Origin of the sequence: Sphingomonas sp. (genome assembly GCF_029239295.1) — a bacterium.
In the GTDB taxonomy this organism is placed as follows: Bacteria; Pseudomonadota; Alphaproteobacteria; order Sphingomonadales; family Sphingomonadaceae; genus Sphingomonas.
Window position 1 is genome coordinate 44,958 of record NZ_JAQZBC010000005.1, and the last position, 19,333, is coordinate 64,290.

Annotated in this window: 24 protein-coding genes; 10 read left to right on the forward strand and 14 right to left on the reverse strand. The window is 66.0% G+C overall.

Features of this window, described 5'->3' with window-relative positions:
* Positions 1-41: 41 nt before the first annotated feature.
* Complete coding sequence (locus K0S66_RS06160) at positions 42-722, forward strand: NnrU family protein (RefSeq protein ID WP_301074378.1); 681 nt, start codon at positions 42-44, stop codon at positions 720-722.
* A 34-nt stretch (positions 723-756) separates the two neighbouring features.
* On the opposite strand, the gene K0S66_RS06165 is transcribed toward K0S66_RS06160, so the two are convergent.
* The 6 genes from K0S66_RS06165 to K0S66_RS06190 form a co-directional block, all read right to left on the reverse strand.
* Positions 757-1,293: a molybdenum cofactor guanylyltransferase gene (locus tag K0S66_RS06165; RefSeq protein ID WP_301074384.1), complete on the reverse strand. Its 537-nt coding sequence runs from the start codon at positions 1,291-1,293 to the stop codon at positions 757-759.
* Positions 1,294-1,390: 97 nt separating this feature from the next.
* Positions 1,391-1,957 carry a glycine zipper 2TM domain-containing protein gene (locus tag K0S66_RS06170; protein WP_301074385.1) on the reverse strand — a complete coding sequence of 189 codons (567 nt, stop codon included), beginning with the start codon at positions 1,955-1,957 and terminating at the stop codon, positions 1,391-1,393.
* A 92-nt stretch (positions 1,958-2,049) separates the two neighbouring features.
* Complete coding sequence (locus tag K0S66_RS06175; protein ID WP_301074387.1) at positions 2,050-2,478, reverse strand: OsmC family protein; 429 nt, start codon at positions 2,476-2,478, stop codon at positions 2,050-2,052.
* A 78-nt stretch (positions 2,479-2,556) separates the two neighbouring features.
* Positions 2,557-2,865, reverse strand: a complete 309-nt coding sequence (locus K0S66_RS06180; RefSeq protein ID WP_301074388.1) for a glycine zipper 2TM domain-containing protein — start codon at positions 2,863-2,865, stop codon at positions 2,557-2,559.
* A gap of 188 nt (positions 2,866-3,053) precedes the next feature.
* Positions 3,054-3,872 (reverse strand): 2,3,4,5-tetrahydropyridine-2,6-dicarboxylate N-succinyltransferase, encoded by an 819-nt coding sequence (gene dapD, locus K0S66_RS06185; protein ID WP_301074390.1) that lies wholly within the window; start codon positions 3,870-3,872, stop codon positions 3,054-3,056.
* On the reverse strand, positions 3,869-4,534 hold the full coding sequence (locus tag K0S66_RS06190) for a pyrimidine 5'-nucleotidase (RefSeq protein WP_301074392.1): 666 nt from the start codon (positions 4,532-4,534) through the stop codon (positions 3,869-3,871). Before K0S66_RS06190 ends, dapD begins: the two co-directional genes overlap by 4 nt.
* Positions 4,535-4,651: 117 nt before the next feature.
* On the opposite strand from K0S66_RS06190, the gene K0S66_RS06195 reads away from it, so the two are divergent.
* Positions 4,652-5,647, forward strand: coding sequence for an LLM class flavin-dependent oxidoreductase (locus K0S66_RS06195; protein ID WP_301074393.1), 996 nt, complete (start codon positions 4,652-4,654; stop codon positions 5,645-5,647).
* 53 nt (positions 5,648-5,700) lie between these two features.
* Here the strand turns inward: K0S66_RS06195 and metF are convergent, their stop codons facing one another.
* Positions 5,701-6,642 (reverse strand): methylenetetrahydrofolate reductase [NAD(P)H], encoded by a 942-nt coding sequence (metF, locus tag K0S66_RS06200; RefSeq protein WP_301074394.1) that lies wholly within the window; start codon positions 6,640-6,642, stop codon positions 5,701-5,703.
* Positions 6,639-7,622 carry a metalloregulator ArsR/SmtB family transcription factor gene (locus tag K0S66_RS06205; protein WP_301074395.1) on the reverse strand — a complete coding sequence of 328 codons (984 nt, stop codon included), beginning with the start codon at positions 7,620-7,622 and terminating at the stop codon, positions 6,639-6,641. The genes metF and K0S66_RS06205 overlap by 4 nt, the downstream gene beginning before the upstream one ends.
* 160 nt (positions 7,623-7,782) lie before the next feature.
* Here K0S66_RS06205 and K0S66_RS06210 point away from each other — a divergent pair, with 160 nt between their 5' ends.
* The 4 genes from K0S66_RS06210 (at position 7,783) to K0S66_RS06225 (ending at position 9,995) form a co-directional block, all read left to right on the forward strand.
* Entirely contained in the window at positions 7,783-8,136 is a 354-nt protein-coding gene (locus K0S66_RS06210; protein WP_301074396.1) for a hypothetical protein, read from the forward strand.
* A complete protein-coding gene (locus K0S66_RS06215; protein ID WP_301074397.1) occupies positions 8,136-8,330 on the forward strand; it encodes a hypothetical protein in 195 nt (64 codons plus the stop codon). Before K0S66_RS06210 ends, K0S66_RS06215 begins: the two co-directional genes overlap by 1 nt.
* A complete protein-coding gene (locus tag K0S66_RS06220) occupies positions 8,327-9,271 on the forward strand; it encodes an aldo/keto reductase (RefSeq protein ID WP_301074398.1) in 945 nt (314 codons plus the stop codon). Before K0S66_RS06215 ends, K0S66_RS06220 begins: the two co-directional genes overlap by 4 nt.
* Before the next feature lie 82 nt (positions 9,272-9,353).
* On the forward strand, positions 9,354-9,995 hold the full coding sequence (locus K0S66_RS06225; protein WP_301074399.1) for a L,D-transpeptidase family protein: 642 nt from the start codon (positions 9,354-9,356) through the stop codon (positions 9,993-9,995).
* A gap of 28 nt (positions 9,996-10,023) precedes the next feature.
* Here K0S66_RS06225 and K0S66_RS06230 read toward each other — a convergent pair whose 3' ends face one another.
* Positions 10,024-11,409 carry a short-chain fatty acyl-CoA regulator family protein gene (locus tag K0S66_RS06230; RefSeq protein WP_301074400.1) on the reverse strand — a complete coding sequence of 462 codons (1,386 nt, stop codon included), beginning with the start codon at positions 11,407-11,409 and terminating at the stop codon, positions 10,024-10,026.
* Between the two features lie 172 nt (positions 11,410-11,581).
* Between K0S66_RS06230 and K0S66_RS06235 the strand changes: the two genes are divergently transcribed.
* The 3 genes from K0S66_RS06235 (at position 11,582) to K0S66_RS06245 (ending at position 14,251) form a co-directional block, all read left to right on the forward strand.
* On the forward strand, positions 11,582-11,737 hold the full coding sequence (locus tag K0S66_RS06235; protein WP_164518819.1) for a hypothetical protein: 156 nt from the start codon (positions 11,582-11,584) through the stop codon (positions 11,735-11,737).
* Positions 11,738-11,808: 71 nt separating this feature from the next.
* Positions 11,809-13,404, forward strand: a complete 1,596-nt coding sequence (locus K0S66_RS06240) for an isocitrate lyase (RefSeq protein WP_301074402.1) — start codon at positions 11,809-11,811, stop codon at positions 13,402-13,404.
* Positions 13,405-13,594: 190 nt separating this feature from the next.
* Positions 13,595-14,251, forward strand: coding sequence for a hypothetical protein (locus K0S66_RS06245; protein ID WP_301074404.1), 657 nt, complete (start codon positions 13,595-13,597; stop codon positions 14,249-14,251).
* Positions 14,252-14,269: 18 nt separating this feature from the next.
* On the opposite strand, the gene K0S66_RS06250 is transcribed toward K0S66_RS06245, so the two are convergent.
* Positions 14,270-14,902 carry a DUF4893 domain-containing protein gene (locus tag K0S66_RS06250; protein WP_301074407.1) on the reverse strand — a complete coding sequence of 211 codons (633 nt, stop codon included), beginning with the start codon at positions 14,900-14,902 and terminating at the stop codon, positions 14,270-14,272.
* Positions 14,903-14,944: 42 nt separating this feature from the next.
* The gene (locus K0S66_RS06255; RefSeq protein ID WP_301074409.1) at positions 14,945-15,730 is read right to left on the reverse strand and encodes a 3-hydroxybutyrate dehydrogenase; all 786 of its coding nucleotides are present in this window, start codon (positions 15,728-15,730) and stop codon (positions 14,945-14,947) included.
* A gap of 153 nt (positions 15,731-15,883) precedes the next feature.
* Between K0S66_RS06255 and K0S66_RS06260 the strand changes: the two genes are divergently transcribed.
* Positions 15,884-16,801 (forward strand): neutral zinc metallopeptidase, encoded by a 918-nt coding sequence (locus tag K0S66_RS06260; protein ID WP_301074412.1) that lies wholly within the window; start codon positions 15,884-15,886, stop codon positions 16,799-16,801.
* Positions 16,802-16,905: 104 nt separating this feature from the next.
* Here K0S66_RS06260 and K0S66_RS06265 read toward each other — a convergent pair whose 3' ends face one another.
* The 3 genes from K0S66_RS06265 to K0S66_RS06275 form a co-directional block, all read right to left on the reverse strand.
* Positions 16,906-17,892, reverse strand: a complete 987-nt coding sequence (locus K0S66_RS06265) for an NADP-dependent oxidoreductase (RefSeq protein ID WP_301074414.1) — start codon at positions 17,890-17,892, stop codon at positions 16,906-16,908.
* A gap of 131 nt (positions 17,893-18,023) precedes the next feature.
* Entirely contained in the window at positions 18,024-18,335 is a 312-nt protein-coding gene (locus tag K0S66_RS06270; protein WP_301074415.1) for a DUF2171 domain-containing protein, read from the reverse strand.
* The gene (locus K0S66_RS06275; protein ID WP_301074417.1) at positions 18,302-19,147 is read right to left on the reverse strand and encodes an SWFGD domain-containing protein; all 846 of its coding nucleotides are present in this window, start codon (positions 19,145-19,147) and stop codon (positions 18,302-18,304) included. Before K0S66_RS06275 ends, K0S66_RS06270 begins: the two co-directional genes overlap by 34 nt.
* Between the last annotated feature and the right edge of the window lie 186 nt (positions 19,148-19,333).

Consider the following 19,333-nt stretch of genomic DNA (forward strand, 5'->3'; position numbering starts at 1 on the left):
GCGGCGACAGGCGGTCCACACCGACACGGGGGAGAATCATGATGGGCAATGTCGTTGCGGCCGCCATCGCGTTCGTGGGAACGCACTTTCTCCTCTCCCATCCCCTTCGCGCACCACTGGCGCGGCGGATTGGCGACAAGGGGTTCCTGGGTCTTTACAGCCTGGTCGCGCTGATCACGCTCATCTGGCTGGCGCTGGCGTATCGCGCCGCCCCCGAAAGTACACCGCTCTGGCCGGTCGGCGACATCCTGTGGGCGATCGGCACCATCCTGATGCTGCTGGCGGCGATCCTGTTCATGGGCTCGCTGGTGCGCAATCCGGCGTTGCCGGAAGCGAAGACCGATACCGTGCCCGAGGCACGGGGCGTGTTCGCGATCACGCGGCACCCGATGATGTGGAGCTTCGCGATCTGGGGAATGGTGCACATCCTGGTCTTCCCCGACCCGGCCAATATCGTTCTCGCGCTGTCGATCATCATCCTCGCGCTCCTGGGCGCGCGGCTGCAGGACCGAAAGAAAGAAGCGCTTCAGCCAGATTTCTGGCGCGAATGGGAACGGCGGACGAGCTTCTGGCCGTTCGCCGCGGTCGCCTCCGGCCGGGCGAAGATCGGCAAGATCGGCGGTCACGCGCTGGGCGGCGGGACAGTCGTGTGGCTGGCCGCAACCTGGGCGCATATTCCGCTGTCTGGCTGGCCGGCGGGCATTTGGCGCTGGATCGGCTGACGTATCCGGCGGCGAGGAAGTTTCGCCAGGGCGATCAGCGGCGAAGCGCGTCGAGATCGGCGCGGGTATTCACATTGGCGGGTAGCTGATCGAGCGGTACGGCCCGCGCGTCGACCGCCGCCGCCCAGCGCCATACCGCGCGCGGCTGATCTGCCGCCAGCCATTGGTTGAGATGATCAGCAAGGGTGCTGGGCCACCAGCCGACCACGGGCAACCCATCGACAAAGGCCGGCCCCTCCCCCGCGAGCCGCTGGACCAGATCGTGCGGCAGCAGCGGCACGTCACATGGTGCGCTCAGCACTGCTTTGAAGCCATTGGAATGAGCCCAGCCCAGCGCCCCGGCGAGTGCACCAAGCGGCCCCAGGCCGGGCGCGGGGCGGTCGGCGACACTGGTCAGCCCGGCGTGGGCGCGGCCGACCACGATCAACTCCTCAACCTGGCCCGCAAGGTTTTGCGCGACATGGTCGATCAGCCTTCGCCCCTCGAACAGCGCCACCGCCTTGTCGGAGCCGAAGCGACGCGCCTCGCCACCGGCCAGAATCGCGCCGACGATGCGATGGTGGTGGGTCATGCGATGACTCTACCCCCTGCCCCGATTACACACAAAGAGGCCCGGCGATCTGATCGCCGGGCCCTCCGTTACGCGCCGATACTTCCAGCGAAAGGTGTTAGCGGCAGTTCACATTGCCACGATCGACCTGCGACCCGAGCAGTGCACCCGCACCGGCACCGATCAAGGCGCCCAGCGTGTTGGAGCTGCCGTTGGCCAGCAGGCTGCCGAGCACACCGCCACCCAAGCCGCCGATGATCAGGCCGGTCGTGCCGTCATTGCGGCGGCAGTAATAGCGCCCGTTGCTGCCGCGATAGACGCGGTCGTTCCGGCTGAGACGACGGGTCTGATAGTAACGGCCGTCGCGGTAGAAGTTGTCAGCATAGTAACCGCGCTGGCCCGGCGGCGCGCGATTATAGTCGTAGCGACCCCATTGGTTGCGATCATTGCGCCAGTCGTTGCGAGCGTCGCGGCGATAATCCTGACGGGCATCGCGTACGTCGCGGCGATATTCGCGCTGCGCCTGGCGTACGTCGCCCCGCGAGTCTGCGCGGCGCAGGTCACGTTGATAGTCGCGGCGCGCCTCCTGGACTTCCTGGCGATACTCGCGCCCCGACTGCGCCTGTGCGGGCATGGCGGTGACCGTTGTTGCTGTGGCCAGCATGGCGGCGATGATGAAACGCATCGGTAGTTCCTCACTGATGATAGGGGAAGAACTACCGCGCTTCAGCTAAGTTGCGTGAACGGGAAACTACGTTCCGTTCATCTTACCGCCATTTAGCTTTCGAGTGCGTGAGTCAGCGTTATCTCTGCATTCAACACTTTGGAAACCGGGCAGTTTGCCTTCGCATCCAAGGCAATACGCTCAAACTCTTCAGCATCGATACCCGATACCTTCGCCTTCAGGTCAAGCGCAGACTTGGTGATGGTGAACCCATCGCCGTCCTTGTCCACGGTTACCTTTGCCGTTGTTTCCAGCACGCCGTCCGAATAGCCGGCGCCGGCAAGTGCAAAGCTGAGCGCCATGGTGAAGCAGCTGGCATGCGCTGCGGCGATCAACTCTTCCGGATTGGTCCCCGGTTCATCGCCGAAGCGCGTGCCGAAGCCATAACGCTGATCCTTCAGGACACCCGATTGGGTGGAGACGGAACCCTGGCCATCCTTGCCCAGGCCCTCGTAGCGGGCAGAACCATTGCGTGTCGGCATGTCAGCATCTCCTCAAGCAAAACGGGGCGCGGTCCGCCGGACCACGCCCCTTTCGTGTTCGACAATCCGACTAACGGATCAGCGGCAGCGACGGTTGCTCGTGCTGCGCTCGATCTCGCGGCCGGCCAGCGCGCCGACGGCGGCACCGCCCAGCGTGCCCAGCGTACGATCGCCGCGCGTGTCGATGGTGCGGCCAAGCAGGGCGCCAGCAACGCCGCCGACGACGAGGCCGGTGGTGCCATCAGGCTTGCGGCAGCGCCAGCGGCCGTCATTGCCCTTCCACTCGCGATACTTGGCGCGGCGCTGGGCGTCCGCATCGGTGGTGGTGACCATCACGCTGGGCACAACCAACGCGGTGGCGCCGAGCGCCAGCATCATCTTACGCATAATTACTATCTCCCTCGAAGTTCGGCACGATGGTATGATTGATATGCCATCGTAACGTGTGCTTCTGGCGCGGGTTGCATGAACCTGAAACAACCGCGCGTTCATGTCGCGAGACAGGGAGCGTCCGTGCCCGAGCATCGGCGGTTTTCCAGCGCTGCGGGATCAGCGATCCCGCAGCGGAGAAAGGCTCAGTCGCGCAGCAATTCGTTGATGCTGGTCTTCGACCGGGTGCGCTCGTCCACGCGCTTCACGATCACCGCGCAATACAGGCCAAGGTTGCCGCCGCCGGTGGAGCCGGGAACGACCACAGCATAAGGCGGCACTTCGCCGATGAAGGTTTCACCGGTCGCCCGGTCGATGATCTTGGTCGACGCGCCGAGATAGACGCCCATCGACAGCACCGCGCCCTCGCCCACGCGAACGCCCTCGGCCACCTCTGAGCGCGCGCCGATGAAGGCGCCGTCACCGATGATGACCGGATCGGCCTGCAGCGGCTCCAGCACGCCGCCGATCCCGGCACCGCCCGAAAGGTGAACGTTCTTGCCGATCTGCGCGCACGATCCGACGGTCGCCCAGGTATCGACCATCGTCCCCTCACCGACATAGGCGCCGATGTTGACGAAGCTGGGCATCAGGATCGCGCCCTTGCCGACAAAGGCGCCGCGGCGGACCACGCTGCCCGGCACCGCGCGGAAGCCTGCCTCACGGAACTCCGCCTCGCTCCAGCCGGAGAATTTCGACGGCACCTTGTCGAACCAGTGGCCAGCGCCCGGGCCGTTATCGATCAGCGCATTGTCGTTCAGGCGGAAGGATAGCAGCACTGCCTTCTTCAGCCATTGGTTGACGCGCCAGCCGCCATTGCCGTCCGGCTCGGCGACGCGCGCCTTGCCCGAATCGAGCAGCGCGAGCGCGCGGTCGACGGCGACGCGCACCTCGCCCGCGGTGGACACTCCGATGTCCGCCCGGTTTTCCCACGCGGCGTCGATCGTGGCTTCGATGTCGTTCATTTGCCTTCCAATATGCTGGTCAGCCACGCGGTCAGATCCGGCGTGGTAAAATCAATAAAGCTGCGGTCGCTGTCATGCGCCTGCTCGGACCCGTTATCGACCCAGACGGTGGTCATGCCGATCGCCTTGGCCGGTGCAAGGTTGCGCGCCATGTCGTCGGCGAACAGCGCCGTCGTCGGATCGATCGACAGACGTTCGCACAGACCGGCATAGGCCGACGGCGCCGGCTTTGGCGCCAGATCCATGGCGTGGATGTCGTGCACCGCCTCGAAGCTTTCGCCGAGACCCAGCCGGTCGAGCACGCGCGCGGCATAAGGCGCGTCGCCATTGGTGAAGACCACCTTGCGCCCCGGCAGCTTCGCCACCGCGGCGGCGAGTGGCACGTTTTCCTCCAGCACGTCCATTTCGACATCGTGGACGAAATCGAGGAAGTCGTGCGGATCGACGTGATGCTCCGCCATCAGGCCGGCGAGCGTGGTGCCATGCCCCAGAAAATAGGCCTTCTGGATGCGCCGCGCCTCCCCACGATCAGTGCCGAGAAGCCGGGCGATATACTCGGTCATCTTGGCGTCGATCTGCGCGAAGAGATCGGCGCTCGACGGATAGAGGGTGTTGTCCAGATCGAAGATCCAGGCGCGGATATGGTCTAGGCCCGGTGGCATGCCGATGCGTTACGGGTGCCTGCCGCGGCGGGCAAGCCAATCCGGGCATAGCCTTGCTTGGGCATGGCGAAGCTGCGGATGGTTGCGATCGGTAACCCTTCCGCCCACATCGGTTGTATGACCAAATATTCGCTGCTCGATCTCGTCCCGGTCGTCGAAGGCGGTACTGTCGCCGACGCGCTTGCCAACGCCGCCGACCTCGCGCGCCATGCCGAGGCGCACGGCTTCAACCGCTATTGGGTGGCGGAGCATCACGGGATGGAGGGCATCGCCTCCGCCGCGACTGCGGTGGTGATCGCCCATGTCGGCGCGGCGACCAGCACGATCCGGGTCGGCGCGGGCGGGATCATGCTGCCCAACCATGCGCCGCTGCAGATCGCCGAGCAGTTCGGTACGCTCGACGCGCTGTTCCCCGGGAGGATCGATCTTGGGCTGGGCCGCGCGCCGGGCAGCGACCAGCGGGTTGCGCGGGCGATCCGCCGCACGCTGGACAGCGATCCCAATGCCTTCCCCAACGATGTCGTCGAGCTGCAAAGCTATCTCGCCGACGACGGCCGCACCGGCATCACCGCGACGCCGGGCGCGGGCGCGAAGCCGCAGCTGTGGATCCTGGGGTCCTCGCTGTTCGGGGCGCAGCTCGCCGCGATGCTGGGTCTGCCCTATGCCTTCGCCTCGCATTTTGCGCCCGATGCGCTCGACCAGGCGATGGAAATCTATCGCCGCGACTTTCGCGCGTCGGCGCAGCTGGACCGGCCCTATGCGATGGCCGGGTTCAACGTCTTTGCAGCGGATACGCACGATGAGGCGGAATTCCTGGCGACGTCGCAGCAGCAGCAGTTCGTCGCGCTGCGCACCGGCAACCCCGGCAAGATGAAGCCGCCGGTGCGGGGCTATCGCGAAAGCCTGCCGCCGACGCATGCGCGTATTCTCGATTCGGTGCTGTCGTGCAGTGCCGTTGGCGACCGCGACGATGTGGCGGCGGGGATCGCCGCCTTCGTCAAGCGCACGGGGATCGACGAGGTCATGCTGACCAGCAGCATCTACGACCATGAGGCGCGCAAGCGCAGCATCGCGATTGCCGCCGAGGCGATGCGGGTGCCCGAACTCGCCTGATTGCCAGCCCTGATTACGAGCGAAGCCCCGGCCGGGAGGCCGGGGTCGCTCGGTCAGGCGGCGGCGCGTGCCGCTTCGGGCCGGGCGCGAAGGCCCAGCAGGTGGCAGATCGCGAAGCTCAGCTCGGCGCGGTTCAGCGTGTAGAAGTGGAATTGCTTCACGCCGCCGGCATATAGCTTGCGGCACAGCTCGGCCGCCAGCGTCGCGGACACCAGCTGCCGTGCATCGGGAAGGTCATCCAGCCCGGCGAACAGATGCTCCATCCATGCCGGCACGTCGGTACCGCACATCTTCGACATGCGCTGAACCGCGGCAAAGTTGCTCACCGGCATGATGCCGGGCACGATCTCCGCGTCGATTCCCGCTGCCGCCACGGCGTCGCGATAACGGAAGAAGACGTCGGGCGAGAAGAAGAACTGGCTGATCGCGCGGGTCGCCCCGGCGTCCATCTTGCGCTTAAGGTTGTCGAGGTCGATCGCAGCATCGCCCGAATCCGGATGGCATTCGGGATAGCAGGCGACCGAAACCTCGAATGGGCGCAGGCGGCGCAGCCCAGCGACCAGGGCAGCAGCATTTTCATAGCCGCCGGGATGCGCGGCATAGCGCTCCCCCGCCCGCGGCGGATCGCCGCGCAACGCGACGATATGACGGACGCCGGCGGCCCAATATTGCTCTGCGACCGCATCGATCTCCTCGCGCGTCGCCTCGACACAGGTGAGATGCGCGGCGGCGGGAATGTTCGTCTCCCGCGCGATCCGTGCCACCGTGTTGTGCGTGCGCTCCCGGGTCGATCCGCCCGCGCCATAGGTAACCGACACGAAGCGCGGCGCGAGCGGCGCCAGCGTCGCCATCGACTTCCACAAGGTCGCTTCCATCGTCGGCGTCTTGGGCGGGAAGAATTCGAAGCTGACATCCGCATCGCCCGCGACATTGGCGAACAACGGCGCCTCCAGCGCGCGGCGGGCCTCCTCCAGCTGATTGATCGATAGGGTCATGCCGCCTTCACCTCGTGGAATGTCGTGCCCGCCTTGTTGCCGGGGGCCGCGGCGGGCTTTCGCCCTAGCCAGATCTTCACCGTCAGTTCGCCGCCTTCCAGCGTCTCGATCCGCTCCGAGGCGAGGCCCGCGGCGTCGAACCAGCCGCTGATCTGCGCATCGGAAAAGCCGAGCCGGGTATGCGCGTCGCGCGTCCGCAACTCCTCGCGATCGTGCGGCGCGAAATCGGCGATCAGCAGCCGCCCGCCGGGCGCCAGCACGCGCGCCGCCTCGACGATCGCCGCGCCAGGCTGTTGCGCATAATGAAGCACGTGATGGACGATCGCCACATCTGCCGCGGCATCGCCGAGCGGCAGCGAATAAAGGTCCGCCTGGCGCAATTCGGTATTGGCCAGCCCGCGCTCGCCGATTTTCGCCCGTGCGATGCGCAGCATCTCGGAGCTGCGATCGATCCCCAGCGCGGTGTCCGCGCGCGGTGCAAACAGCTCGATCATCCGCCCCGTGCCCGTGCCAATATCGATCAGCCTGCCGATCGGCGCATCGCCCAGCATTCGCTGCATCGCCTTTTCGACATCGGTCTCGGCGATGTGGAGCGAGCGGATCGCATCCCATTCGGTGGCATGCGCCTCGAACCATTGTGACGCCGAGGCGGCGCGGTCGGCACGGACCGCCGCCAGCCGTGCGGCATCGGTTGCGCCCTCGCGATCGGGCGTCTCACCTTCCCAGAAATCGATCGCAGCGACCACCGGATCGACCAGTGCGGGGGCGCCCAGCGCGACGAACACCCAGCTGCCTTCCTTACGCCGTTCGGTCAGGCCGGCGTCGCACAGGATCTTCACATGGCGGCTGACGCGCGGCTGGCTTTGCCCCAGCACCAGGGCAAGTTCACCAACCGACAGTTCCATCGTGCGCAGCAGACGCAGGATGCGCAAGCGCGAGGAATCGGCCAATGCACGGAATATCTCAAGCGCTTGTGTCACGCGAAAAAGATATAAAGATATCTTTATATCTCGTCAAACATTCGATCACAAAGCCTCAGCTTTGCTCCTGATGCAGATCGTTGCGGAGCCAAAACGCATAAAGGACGTTTGTGCCGCTAACGCCGTGCGTCGGCTAGGGTCCACGACAGGGAGAGTGTTCATGAAGTTCATTGCCATTACCGCAGGTATCGCCACCGCCGCCGCCCTCGCCGCATGCAGCCCCAAGGCGCAGAACGAAAGCGCCGAAGCCGCCAATGCGATCGGCTCCGACGTCAGCGCTACCACCGAGAATGCGGTGAACGACGTTGATCGGGCTACCGAGGACGCGCTTGGCTCGGCCGAGCGGGCGATCGAGAACGCTGGTGACGATATCGAGCGTGGCGCCGACCGTGCTGGCGCGAAGGCGGAGCGTGATGCCGATCGCGCGGGTCGTGCGATCGACAATGCTGCCGACGACGCTCGCGAGGCGACTGGTGACGCGCTGACCGACACGGGCAATGCGATCAAGCGTTGATGCGAAATGACATTCGGGGAGCGCTCATCGCGCTCCCCTTTTTGTTGCTGACCGCCGCCTGTTCGAGCGACCCGGCACCGCCGGGTGCAGTGACCGCGGACGAGGAACAGCAATTGAACGAGGCGGCAGCGATGCTGGAGGCGAACAGCATCCGGCTTGACGAAGTCGCCACGACCGACGGGAATGTTCAGTGAAGACACGCCTCGGCTCTTCCGATCTCGAGATCGCGCCGCTCGTCCTGGGGGGCAATGTGTTCGGGTGGACGGCCGATCGCGATGCGAGCTTCACCGTGCTCGACGCCTTTGTCGCCGGCGGCGGGACGATGATCGACACCGCCGACGTCTATTCCGCCTGGGTGCCGGGCCACCGCGGTGGCGAATCCGAAGCGATGATCGGCGAATGGCTGAAGGCCTCAGGCAAGCGCGACCAGGTGCTGATCGCGACCAAGGTCGGTATGCTCCCCGGCGAGGGCGGCGAGAAGCTGGCCCCCGCACGGATCGCGGCGGCGTGCGAGGCGTCGCTGAAGCGGCTCGGCACCGATCGCATCGACCTGTATTTCGCGCACCAGGATGACGAGGATACGCCGCAGGAAGCCGTGCTGGAGGCGTTCGCGTCGCTGGTGAAGGCCGGCAAGGTGCGCGTCGTGGGCGCGTCGAACTTCAGCGCCATTCGCCTGAAATCCGCCAACGAGGCCGCGCGTGCCGCTGGCCTTCCCCGCTACGACGTGCTGCAGCCAGAATATAATCTGGTCAGCCGGACGAAGTTCGAAGGCGAGCTTCAGGATTATTGCGTCGAGCAGAATGTCGGCGTGGTGCCCTATTATGGGCTCGCCTCGGGCTTCCTCACGGGCAAGTACCGCACGCGGGACGACCTGTCGAAAAGCGTGCGGGGCGGCCGGATGGGAGATCTTCTGGAGGGCAAGGGACGCGCCGTGCTCGACGCCCTCGACAGTGTGGCCGCTGAGACCGGCGCGACGCTGGCGCAGATCTCGCTCGCGTGGCTGATCGCGCAGGATGGCGTCACCGCCCCGATCGCCAGCGCGACCAGTGTTGTTCAGGTGGAGGATCTGCTCCCCGCCATGACGCTCACGCTGTCTGGCGACCAGCTTGATCGATTGAACAACGCCGGCATCTGATCGGTCGCAAGGCCTCCGGCGCATTGGTGCGTTAACCAGATCGCGTCAGTGCGCCGCAACGCCTTGGTGCTATGTGATGTCCATGCTTTCGCCACTCCGACTCGTGCTGCTCGCCCTGGCGGTCGCGGTGGGTTCGGTGGCCTTTGCCGCCACCCGTCCGCCGCCGCCGCGCATCCTGGCCAGCCAGATCATCCCGCCTGTCAGCCCTGCGCAGGCAGCAGCGCCAGTCTCCACGCCGGCGGCAACGCAGCAGGACGCGGCCTATACGATCAAGTCGATCCTGCCGATCAGCGGGCCGTTGAAGATGGGCGATCATCATTGGGATGAGAGCGCGGCTCCAGCGACCGGCACGATCGTCATTACCGTCGATCTTGCCGCGCAGGTGCTCAGCGTCTTCCGCGACGGGCATGAGATCGGCGCCGCCGCGGTCCTGTTCGGCGCGGATGCGAAACCGACGCCGCTCGGCGTCTATCCGATCACGCAGAAGAGCAAGGACCATGTGTCCAACATCTATCATGCGCCGATGCCCTATATGCTGCGGATGACCAACGACGGCATCTCCATCCACGCGAGCGAGGTGGCGGAAGGCTATATGACTCACGGGTGCATCGGCGTGCCCAAGCCATTTGCGCAAAAGCTGTTCGACACGGTGAAGCTGGGTGACAAGGTGATCGTCACCCGCGGCGAAGCGCTGGAGGTTGGGCAGGCGGTAAAGGCGGCCTGAACGCCGCCGCCCTGCCCCGCCCCGCCGATCAATCCCCGGCGAAGGTGAGCGCGGTGATCCGCCGCTCCCGCTCATTGATCGTGAGCGCACGGCCCGCCGGCGCGGCGGCGCGTTGCGGGCAATCCTGACGGAAGCACTGGCGACATCCCAGTCCGATCGGCATCGCCGCGCCGGCCAGATCGAAGCCGCGCGCCACCGCCAGTGTTCCGGCATGCTCCGCCGCGACACCAATCCCGACCGCGAATTCCGCCGACACCAGTCCGTATCGTTGCCCCTGCGGCGTCACGGTGCGCGCCATCGTCAACCACCGCTCGCCATCCTCCAACTCGACGAGCTGGACCATCAGATGCGCGGGCCGATCGAATGCGCGGTGGAGGTGCCACAAGGGGCATCGTCCCTCCGCTTCCACCAACGCCGCACCGCTTGCCCCGGCGTAGCGCTTTGATGACTGGCCCGCCCGGTCGACGCGGATCATGAAGAAGGGCAGGCCGCGCGCGCCGACGCGCTGCAGGGTGGTCAGCCGGTGGGCGACATGCTCGAACCCCGCGCCGAAGCGGCGCTGCAACAGCTCGATATCATATCCGGTCGCCTCGCATGCGCGGAGGAAGCGCGCATAAGGCATCATCACCGCCGCGGCGAAATAGCTGGCGAGATGCCGCCGAAACAGGCGGTCCGCGGCGATCTGACCGAAGCCCGCGCCTGTAACCAGCGCGTCAATCTCCCCGCGCGCCTCGATCAGCGCCAGCTGGAACGCAGCGGCAAAGGTGCGGCTGGCGGGATCGAGCAGTTCCGATAGCTGAAGCTGGCGGGCGTGCAGGTCCAGCCGCCGCAGCACGTCAGGCATCACGTCGACCGGCAGGATGCGGATCGCGAGGCTGTGCTTCACCCGCAGCCGTTCGGAGATCGCGCCATACAGGTCGCCGGCCCCCAGCCGCAGCTCATCGGCCAGAGCCTCCGCCGCCGCGTCCAGATCGGGGAAGTGATTGCGCCATCGGCTGATCTCGCGACGGACCATCGCTACCGGATCATCGGCCGGCGCGGCGGTGGCGTTCCCCTGCCCCATGCTGTCAAAGGCGCGCGCGAACGCCTCTGCCCCGCCCGGCGCGGCGGCAAGCCAGTCCTCCAGCTCGTTGCGGTCGATCTCCAGGTCGGCGAACATCGGGTCGGCCAGCCGCCGCCGCATCGCGTCGCGCCCGCCGCCCGGCTCGGCAGCCATCAGCGCGCGCGGATCGAAGTCGAACGTCTCGGCCAGCTTCACCAGCAAGGTCGCCGATACCGGGCGCTGATTGCGCTCGACGAGATTGAGGTAGCTGGGACTGATCGCCAGCATCTCTGCCATCGCCGCCTGGCTCAGCGCCTGCTGCCGCCGCAGCCGCCGCACCACATGCCCCGCCATCAACTTGCGCTCTGCCATGCCCCAAGCTGATCGCCCGAGAACCGCTTGTCAATTCTTTACAGCAACACAGATGCTCTCGCGGCCTCGCCCGACCCGATGACACCGAATCACCAGTACATCGCGTTGTGAATAGCCGGCTGATGCTGTTTCTATGATCGCAGTTGTAAGCATTCACACAGGAGGAACGACCATGGACGCTACCCCGCAGCGCAGCCGCGCCGTTTTCTCGACCGAGGACTTCGGCCTCATGAAGGAAGCCATCGGCGAGTATATCAAGAAGATCGCCGATGAGCCCCGCTCGGCCAAATTCTCGAACCTGTACCACCGCCTCGGCCGCCTTGGCTGACCGATCACTCGCCTGATCGACCTTCCGTGCGGGATCGATCCCGCGTGCCACCATCCGCGACAGGAACACCCATGACCTACCAGGAACAGACCAGTCAGATCGGCCAGCTCGTCGCGAGCTACAATGGCACGTGGGACGGGATTGACGCTGAGTCCGTCGCGCGGATGCGGCTGCAGAACCGGTTCCGCACCGGGCTCGACATCGCGCGTTACACCGCCGGCATCATGCGCCGCGACATGGCCGCCTATGACGCCGATCCCGCGAACTACACCCAGTCGCTGGGCTGCTGGCACGGCTTCATCGGCCAGCAGAAGCTCATCTCGATCAAGAAACATTTCGGTACCACCAAGGGACGGTATCTGTACCTCTCCGGGTGGATGGTCGCCGCGCTGCGTAGCGAGTTCGGCCCGCTGCCCGACCAGTCGATGCACGAGAAGACCAGCGTTCCGGCGCTGATCGAGGAGCTTTACACCTTCCTGAAGCAGGCCGACGCCCGCGAACTGGGCATGATGTTCCGCGATCTCGATCATGCGCGTGAGGCCGGGAACGAGATCGAGGCGCAGCGGCTGACGCAGGCGATCGACAATTACGAGACGCACGTCGTGCCGATCATTGCCGACATCGACGCCGGCTTCGGCAATGCCGAGGCGACGTATCTGCTGGCCAAGAAGATGATCGAGGCGGGCGCCTGCGCGCTGCAGATCGAGAATCAGGTGTCGGACGAGAAGCAGTGCGGCCACCAGGACGGCAAGGTCACCGTGCCGCACGAGGACTTTCTCGCGAAGGTCCGCGCCTGCCGCTACGCCTTCCTCGAGCTGGGCGTCGACGACGGCATCATCGTCACCCGCACCGACTCGCTCGGCGCCGGCCTGACCAAGCAGATCGCCTTCTCCAAGGAAAAGGGCGACATTGGCGACCAGTACAACGCCTTCCTCGATTGCGAGGAAGTGACCGACCTGTCGACGCTGCGCGGTGATGTGGTGATCGAGCGGGACGGCAAGCTGATGCGTCCGAAGCGCCTGCCGTCGAACCTGTTCCAGTTCCGCGAAGGCACCGGCGCGGACCGCTGCGTGCTCGATTGCATCACGTCGCTGCAGAACGGCGCCGACCTGCTGTGGATCGAGACGGAGAAGCCGCACATCGAACAGATCGCCTCGATGGTCGACCGCATCCGCGAGGTCGTGCCCAATGCCAAGCTGGTGTACAACAACAGCCCCAGCTTCAACTGGACGCTGAACTTCCGCCAGCAGGTGTTCGATGCCTGGGTCGAAGCGGGCAAGGACGTCTCCGCCTATGACCGGGCGAAGCTGATGAGCGTCGATTATGACGACAGCGCGCTGGCGGCAGAGGCCGACGAGCGGATCCGCACCTTCCAGAAGGATGCGGCGGCGCGCGCCGGCATCTTCCACCACCTCATCACGCTGCCGACCTATCACACCGCCGCGCTGTCGACCGACAATCTCGCCAAGGAATATTTCGGCGAGGCGGGCATGCTCGGCTACGTCAAGGGCGTGCAGCGCAAGGAGATCCGCGAAGGGATCGCCTGCGTGAAGCACCAGAACATGTCGGGCAGCGATATCGGCGATGATCACAAGGAATATTTCGCCGGTGAGGCCGCGCTGAAGGCCGGCGGCGCCCATAACACGATGAACCAGTTCGCGGCCTGACAAGCCCGGCCGGCGCCGCGCATTTATCGCAGCGAACCGGCCACCAAGTTCCTGGGGAGGAAGGATGCCCGTCGGTGCTCGTCACCGGCGGGCATTTCCCATGGGTGATTTGCGGCAGATCATGGTGATCGCGGCATGAGCGGTGTTCTTCCGGCTTGAGGGCGACCCTGCGGAATGACACTATTGTTCCATGACGCGACTTGCTGCCGCCGCCTTCGCACTGTTGCTGTCGCTCACAGCGCTGCCTGCTCACGCCCAGGTGGTGATTACTTTCTGGAGCCATGAATTCGGCAACCACTTCCCGCACGCCTTCTTCACGCTGCGCGGCACGCCCGAGGCGGGGGGAGAGGCGGTGGACCTGAATTACGGCTTCACCCCCAAGGCGGTGACGCCCGCAATCCTGTTCGGCCCGGTCGCAGGCCGTATCGACATCGCCAAGCGCAGCTACATGGAAGGGAGCGATGCGCAATTCTTGCTCGTCCTGACCGATGCGCAATATGCCTCGATCCTGAAGCTGGTCGATGAATGGGACGACAAGAAGGGCGACGGCACCTACCGTATGAATACCCGCAACTGCGTCCACTTCACGCAAGAGGCGGCGCGCCGCGCGGGCCTCGTCTCGCTCGATTTCCCCGATCTGATGAAGAAGCCGCGTTCTTTCCTGAAGGCGGTGGCGAAGGCCAATGCGGCGCAGGTCACCCTGATCGATCGGCATGGGAAGGAATATCTCGCCGCGCTGGACGCCCAGTCGCCAGCAGCGCCCGCCACTGCGCTTCCCACGGTTGCTGCCCCGGCCGCGGCCACGGCAGTCACCACGCCGCCGCCGGCACCAGCCCCGGTCAGCTAAGGCGAGCCGCCGGTCAGGTCAGCGCGCCGGTACCAGCTCGATGATCTCCAGCGTCGAATCAAACGCCGGCTGCGGCAGCACCAGCCGCCAGCGATTCTCGCCAACGCGATCGACTATGCCGGCGAGGTCGCGCGCGCTGTCGCGTCCATACGCCAGCCAGCGGGCCTCATCCCCGATCGCCAGCGTGCCCAGAAAGATCGCGCGCGACGGGCGGTGGGGGAAGATCCGGCCCGCCGGACGCTGCGATCCCGCCGTCTTCTCGAACTGCCTCACCTCTCCGTCGCCGCTGACCCGGCAGGAATAGGCGGGGTAAGCGACATAGTCCCGCCCGCCCGTCACCTTCGCGCCCAGCTTGAACACGCGGCAGCGATAGTCGCCCGCCGGCGGCATCGGATCGCGCAGGCCGAAGTCGGGATTGAACAGCGCGCCTTGCGCATCGATTTCACGCGCCGCGCCGCTCGCCCGCGCGCGGCCCAGCGAATCGAGCCAGACGGTGCGCCAGGTGCGCAAGCGATCGCGGTCGGACATCGTCGCCACGCGGCGCCAATCGTTCGCCACGCTGCTCGCGGTTGCCGCCGACACCGGCTCGCGCTTTCCTCCGCAACCTGCCAGCGTCGCCGCCGTCATCACTGCGACCACCGCCCGCTTCATTGCCGCAACCCTTCCCTGTTTGATCAAGGGGCTAGCCATTGATCACGCCGCGGTCCAGCCACCGTCCATCGACAGGTTCGCGCCGGTGATCGATGCGGCCTCCTCGCGGCACAGGAAAAGCGCGAAGGCGGCGACCTGTTCGGGGGTGACGAAGGCCTTGGTCGGTTGCGCGGCGAGCAGCACGTCATTGATGACCTCCTCACGCGTCATCCCGCGCGCGGCCATCGTGTCGGGGATCTGGTTTTCGACCAGTGGGGTCCAGACATAGCCCGGAGAGATGCAGTTCACGGTAATGGCGTCGGTCGCGGTTTCCAGCGCCACCGTCTTGGTCAACCCGACCAGGCCATGTTTGGCTGCGACATAAGCGGCCTTGTTGGGGCTCGCGACGAGACTGTGCGCGGAGGCGGTGGAGATGATGCGCCCCCAGCCGGCCTGTCGCATCAGCGGAACGGCGGCCCGCATCACGTGAAAGGCGCTCGACAGGTTGATCGCCAGGATCGCGTCCCATTTGTCGACCGGGAAGTCAGCGATCGGTGCGACATGCTGGATCCCGGCATTGTTGACGACGATATCGGGGCCACCCAGCTCGGCGTGGCAGCGCGCCACCATCGCGGCGATCGCATCAGGATCGGTCATTTCGGCGGGATCGTGGATCGCGGGCGCTCCGCTCGCGGCGGTCAGCGCGCGGCAACTCTCCGCGATCGCCGCAGCATCGCCGAACCCGTTGAGCATGACGGCGGCCCCTGCCCGCGCGAACGCCTGCGCATAGGCAAGGCCAATGCCGGAGGTTGATCCGGTAACCAGCGCTGTCTTTCCCTTGAGGAACATGGGACATCTCCTGTGCGGTACGGCCGCGCGAACGGCCGATGCGCCATGCGCCGGCGAGCCCAGGGCATCAAGCGCGCCGCGTGCAACCGCGACAGCCCTTCGCGCATTCATGCCGCACCGGTAACGATACGACCAACACGGGGGCACACCGCGATGCGGCTCGACGATTTCGATAAGGACATCAACGTCGAGGATCAGCGCGGTCAGAGCTTCGGCGGCGGCGGCGGTGGCGGCCTGCTGCTGGGCCTCCTGCCACTGGTCGGCAGCCGCTTCGGCTGTGGCGGCATCGTTGTGCTGTTGATCGTCTTTGCGGTGTTTGGCGGCCTCGGCAATCTTGGCGGGTTGCTGGGCGGCGGCGGCACCACCAGTGCTCCGCACACCCAGGTCTCACGCAATGCGCCATCGGGCGCGGAGGGCGGCGCGGCGGCGGCTTGCTCGGTCGATGAGGTTACCCGTTCGACGTGCAACGCCTTCTCCTCCGCCGAAAACACCTGGGAACAGCTGTTCGCGCGATCGGGCGAGCCTTTCCAGGCGCCCAAGCTCGTCTTCTACAGCGGCCGTGGCCAGTCGGGATGCGGCGCCGCCCAGTCGGCGATGGGCCCGTTCTACTGCCCGTCCGACCGCGGCATCTATATCGACACGGGCTTCTTCAACGAATTGGAGCAGCGCTTCCGCGCTGCGGGCGACTTCGCCCAATATTACGTGATGGCGCATGAGTTCGGCCATCACATCCAGACGCTGACCGGCACGTCCGAACAGGTCCGTCGCCTCCAGGCCCGCGCGAGCGAGGCCGAAGGAAACGCGCTGTCGGTGCGGCTGGAGCTTCAGGCGGATTGCTATGCCGGCGTCTGGGCCGCGCAGAACCGCAACCGGATGGAGCCGGGCGACGTGCAGGAGGGTATGCGCGCGGCCGAAGCGATCGGTGACGATACGCTGCAGCGCGAGGCGACCGGCCGCGTCGCGCCCGAGAGCTTCACCCATGGCACGTCGGCACAGCGCCAGGCCTGGCTACAGCGCGGCCTGCAGAGCGGCGACCCGGCAGTCTGCGACACTTTCAGCGGCGCGATCTGACCGCCACGCAACAAGGCCGGCGAGCGCCGCTTCGCGCTCACCGGCCTTTGATTTTGTACTGATCGCCACCCGCTTCAAACAACGGATAGCGCGGTCCTATCGGATCAGAGCTTCACCAGCATCTTGCCGGTATTGCCGCCAGTGAACAGGCCGAGGAACGCGTCCGGCGTTGCGTCCAGCCCGTTGAACACCGTTTCCTCGCGGCGCAACCGGCCTTCCGCCGCCCAGCGCCCCATGTCGGCATAGAAATCCGCCACACGCGCCAGATGGTCACCGACCAGGAAGCCCTTGATGGTGATCCGCGCGCCGATCACCTTCGCCAGATACTTCAGCGCCTGCGGCTTGCCGTCATTGTAGATGTCGATCATCCCGCAGATGGCGAAGCGGGAATGAAGCCGCGCCGCGAGCAGCGCGGCATCAAGATGGTCGCCGCCGACATTGTCGAAATAGACGTCGATCCCCTGCGGCGCGGCATCAGCAAGCGCCTGAACCACGTTGCCCGCCTTGTAATCGATCACCTTGTCGGCACCGAGGGACTTGACCCATTCGGCCTTGGATGCACCGCCGGCCGAGCCGATGACGGTCATGCCCTTGGCCTTGGCGATCTGCACCACGGTCGATCCGACCGCGCCGGCGGCGGCGGAGACGAACACGACCTCGCCCTCTTTCGCCTGCGCCACATCGAGCAGCCCGAAATACGCGGTCATCCCCGGCATGCCGAGCTGGCCGAGGAATGCCTCTTCCGGCGCATCGATCGGCGGCAGCTTCTGCACCTGGCTGGCCGGCAGCACGGCTTCTTCGCGCCAGCCCATCATGTGCTGCACCTTGGTGCCGACCGGCACGTCGGCGGCCCGGCTCTCGATCACTTCTCCGATCGCACCACCCTGCATCGGTTCGCCGAGCGCAAACGGGGGAACGTAGCTTTTCACGTCGTTCATCCGGCCGCGCATGTACGGGTCGACCGAAAGCCAGCGGTTGGCAATCCTCACTTCATTTTCGCCCAGCGGGGCGGACGGCTGGTCGATCAGTTCAAAGTCGCTTTGCTGCGGCATGCCCGACGGGCGCGCTCGCAAGGTCCAGGCGCGTGGCATCATCATCTCCCAGTTTCTATTGTGCGCCAGGGTTATGCATGAGCGACACCCCAGACGCAAAGAGCCCGGGCACAATGCCCGGGCTCTCTAGTGCCGGCTGCAGAGGGGAAACAGCCGGCAGCTAGCTCCAATCAGTAGGTGCCCGAAAAGCTCCGATCGAGCGACGTGCGTCCCTCGTCCTTGCCGTCAGCCCCGCCGGTACCCTGGGTGCCGTCGGTGCGTGCCTGGGTGCGGCCCTGATCGCTGGTGCGATCGCCATAGCCATGCAGCGCCGAGCTGTTTTCCTCGTCCCGCCAGTGCTTCTTGGCTTCCTCGGCGGTCTTGGTCAGCGTCACCTTGGTGTCGACGGTCGACAGCCAGCTCGACGGGATCGAGTGATGGTGGCCTTCGGCGTCGGCATCGTTCTTGGTCAGCAGGATGCGGTCACCGCGCACCTTGTCCACCGTGCCGACATGGCTGCCGTCCAATAGTCGCGATCGAGCGCGGCGATCTGCGAACGGCGCCAGGATCCATAGTCGGAATCGCGGTGATGCGCATGGCGCTCACCATAGTCGCGCTCGTCCAGCTGCATGTCGGCCTCGCGGCGGCGCTCCGCCTCCTCGTCGCCGAACCAGGAGCGAAGCTCGTCCCCGGCCCGCGCCAGGAAGCCGCGGTCCTCATAGTCATAGCCTTGCGGCATGCCGCTGTAGCCGCCGCGCCCCGCATGACGCCCGCGATGCTCGTGCCAATCGAAATGGTCGTGCCGCCGGTGATCGTCGTGATCGCGGCCGTAGGCGCCATATCCGCCGCGGCCCTGGCCTGCGCCGCGATAATCGTCACGGCCCTGCCATGCGCTGGCGCCATAGCCCTGCTGGCCACGATCCCAACGGCTGTCGCGCGACTGGCCATAGGTGGAGCGGCCATAGCGGTCGCCGCCATAATCGCCGTCGCGGCTCATCCGCCGGCCGTAGCCGCCGCTCCAGTCGCGCGTGTCATTGTCGTCATCCCGGCTGCGGTAGTCGCGATCGCGCCGCGAATAGGCGTCGTGGCCGTAATCGCGCTCGCCGTAGGGGACGAAATCGCTGACATAGTCGCGATCGTCGTCGCGGCCCGGGCGACCACCGCCCCCGCCGCTACCGCTGCCACGCCCAAGCCGGCCGGCAGCCGCATAGTCACGCGCGCTGGAATAAGTGTAGTCGCGGCCCAATCCATAGTCGCGGCCATAGTCCTGCTCTCGGCCGGCTTGATCACCTCGGCCGTTACGATCGTAAACCATGTCCTGAAACTCCTTGCGTGTCGGACGGCGCCGGGTGTCTGCGACCCGATCGCTCTGCCAAACCAAGCAACGACGCACGCTAATGTTCCTGTCGTTTCGGATGCGCATCGAGGTGCGGGTCGCATCGCGCGCCCGGATCGGCGTGGCAGCAATGATCGGACAAGAAGCCGGGCGCGGAAATGGCGA

Coding starts and splice junctions, on each gene's coding strand:
- K0S66_RS06170 (WP_301074385.1), bottom strand. CDS start 1,957: ATGCGTTTCATCATCGCCGCCATGCTGGCCACAGCAACAACGGTCACC.
- K0S66_RS06175 (WP_301074387.1), bottom strand. CDS start 2,478: ATGCCGACACGCAATGGTTCTGCCCGCTACGAGGGCCTGGGCAAGGAT.
- K0S66_RS06195 (WP_301074393.1), top strand. CDS start 4,652: ATGACCAAATATTCGCTGCTCGATCTCGTCCCGGTCGTCGAAGGCGGT.
- K0S66_RS06240 (WP_301074402.1), top strand. CDS start 11,809: ATGACCTACCAGGAACAGACCAGTCAGATCGGCCAGCTCGTCGCGAGC.
- K0S66_RS06180 (WP_301074388.1), bottom strand. CDS start 2,865: ATGCGTAAGATGATGCTGGCGCTCGGCGCCACCGCGTTGGTTGTGCCC.
- K0S66_RS06235 (WP_164518819.1), top strand. CDS start 11,582: ATGGACGCTACCCCGCAGCGCAGCCGCGCCGTTTTCTCGACCGAGGAC.
- metF (WP_301074394.1), bottom strand. CDS start 6,642: ATGACCCTATCGATCAATCAGCTGGAGGAGGCCCGCCGCGCGCTGGAG.
- K0S66_RS06230 (WP_301074400.1), bottom strand. CDS start 11,409: ATGGCAGAGCGCAAGTTGATGGCGGGGCATGTGGTGCGGCGGCTGCGG.
- K0S66_RS06265 (WP_301074414.1), bottom strand. CDS start 17,892: ATGCCACGCGCCTGGACCTTGCGAGCGCGCCCGTCGGGCATGCCGCAG.
- K0S66_RS06260 (WP_301074412.1), top strand. CDS start 15,884: ATGCGGCTCGACGATTTCGATAAGGACATCAACGTCGAGGATCAGCGC.
- K0S66_RS06210 (WP_301074396.1), top strand. CDS start 7,783: ATGAAGTTCATTGCCATTACCGCAGGTATCGCCACCGCCGCCGCCCTC.
- K0S66_RS06190 (WP_301074392.1), bottom strand. CDS start 4,534: ATGCCACCGGGCCTAGACCATATCCGCGCCTGGATCTTCGATCTGGAC.
- K0S66_RS06165 (WP_301074384.1), bottom strand. CDS start 1,293: ATGACCCACCACCATCGCATCGTCGGCGCGATTCTGGCCGGTGGCGAG.
- K0S66_RS06225 (WP_301074399.1), top strand. CDS start 9,354: ATGCTTTCGCCACTCCGACTCGTGCTGCTCGCCCTGGCGGTCGCGGTG.
- K0S66_RS06245 (WP_301074404.1), top strand. CDS start 13,595: ATGACGCGACTTGCTGCCGCCGCCTTCGCACTGTTGCTGTCGCTCACA.
- K0S66_RS06215 (WP_301074397.1), top strand. CDS start 8,136: ATGCGAAATGACATTCGGGGAGCGCTCATCGCGCTCCCCTTTTTGTTG.
- dapD (WP_301074390.1), bottom strand. CDS start 3,872: ATGAACGACATCGAAGCCACGATCGACGCCGCGTGGGAAAACCGGGCG.
- K0S66_RS06255 (WP_301074409.1), bottom strand. CDS start 15,730: ATGTTCCTCAAGGGAAAGACAGCGCTGGTTACCGGATCAACCTCCGGC.
- K0S66_RS06250 (WP_301074407.1), bottom strand. CDS start 14,902: ATGAAGCGGGCGGTGGTCGCAGTGATGACGGCGGCGACGCTGGCAGGT.
- K0S66_RS06160 (WP_301074378.1), top strand. CDS start 42: ATGGGCAATGTCGTTGCGGCCGCCATCGCGTTCGTGGGAACGCACTTT.
- K0S66_RS06275 (WP_301074417.1), bottom strand. CDS start 19,147: ATGGTTTACGATCGTAACGGCCGAGGTGATCAAGCCGGCCGAGAGCAG.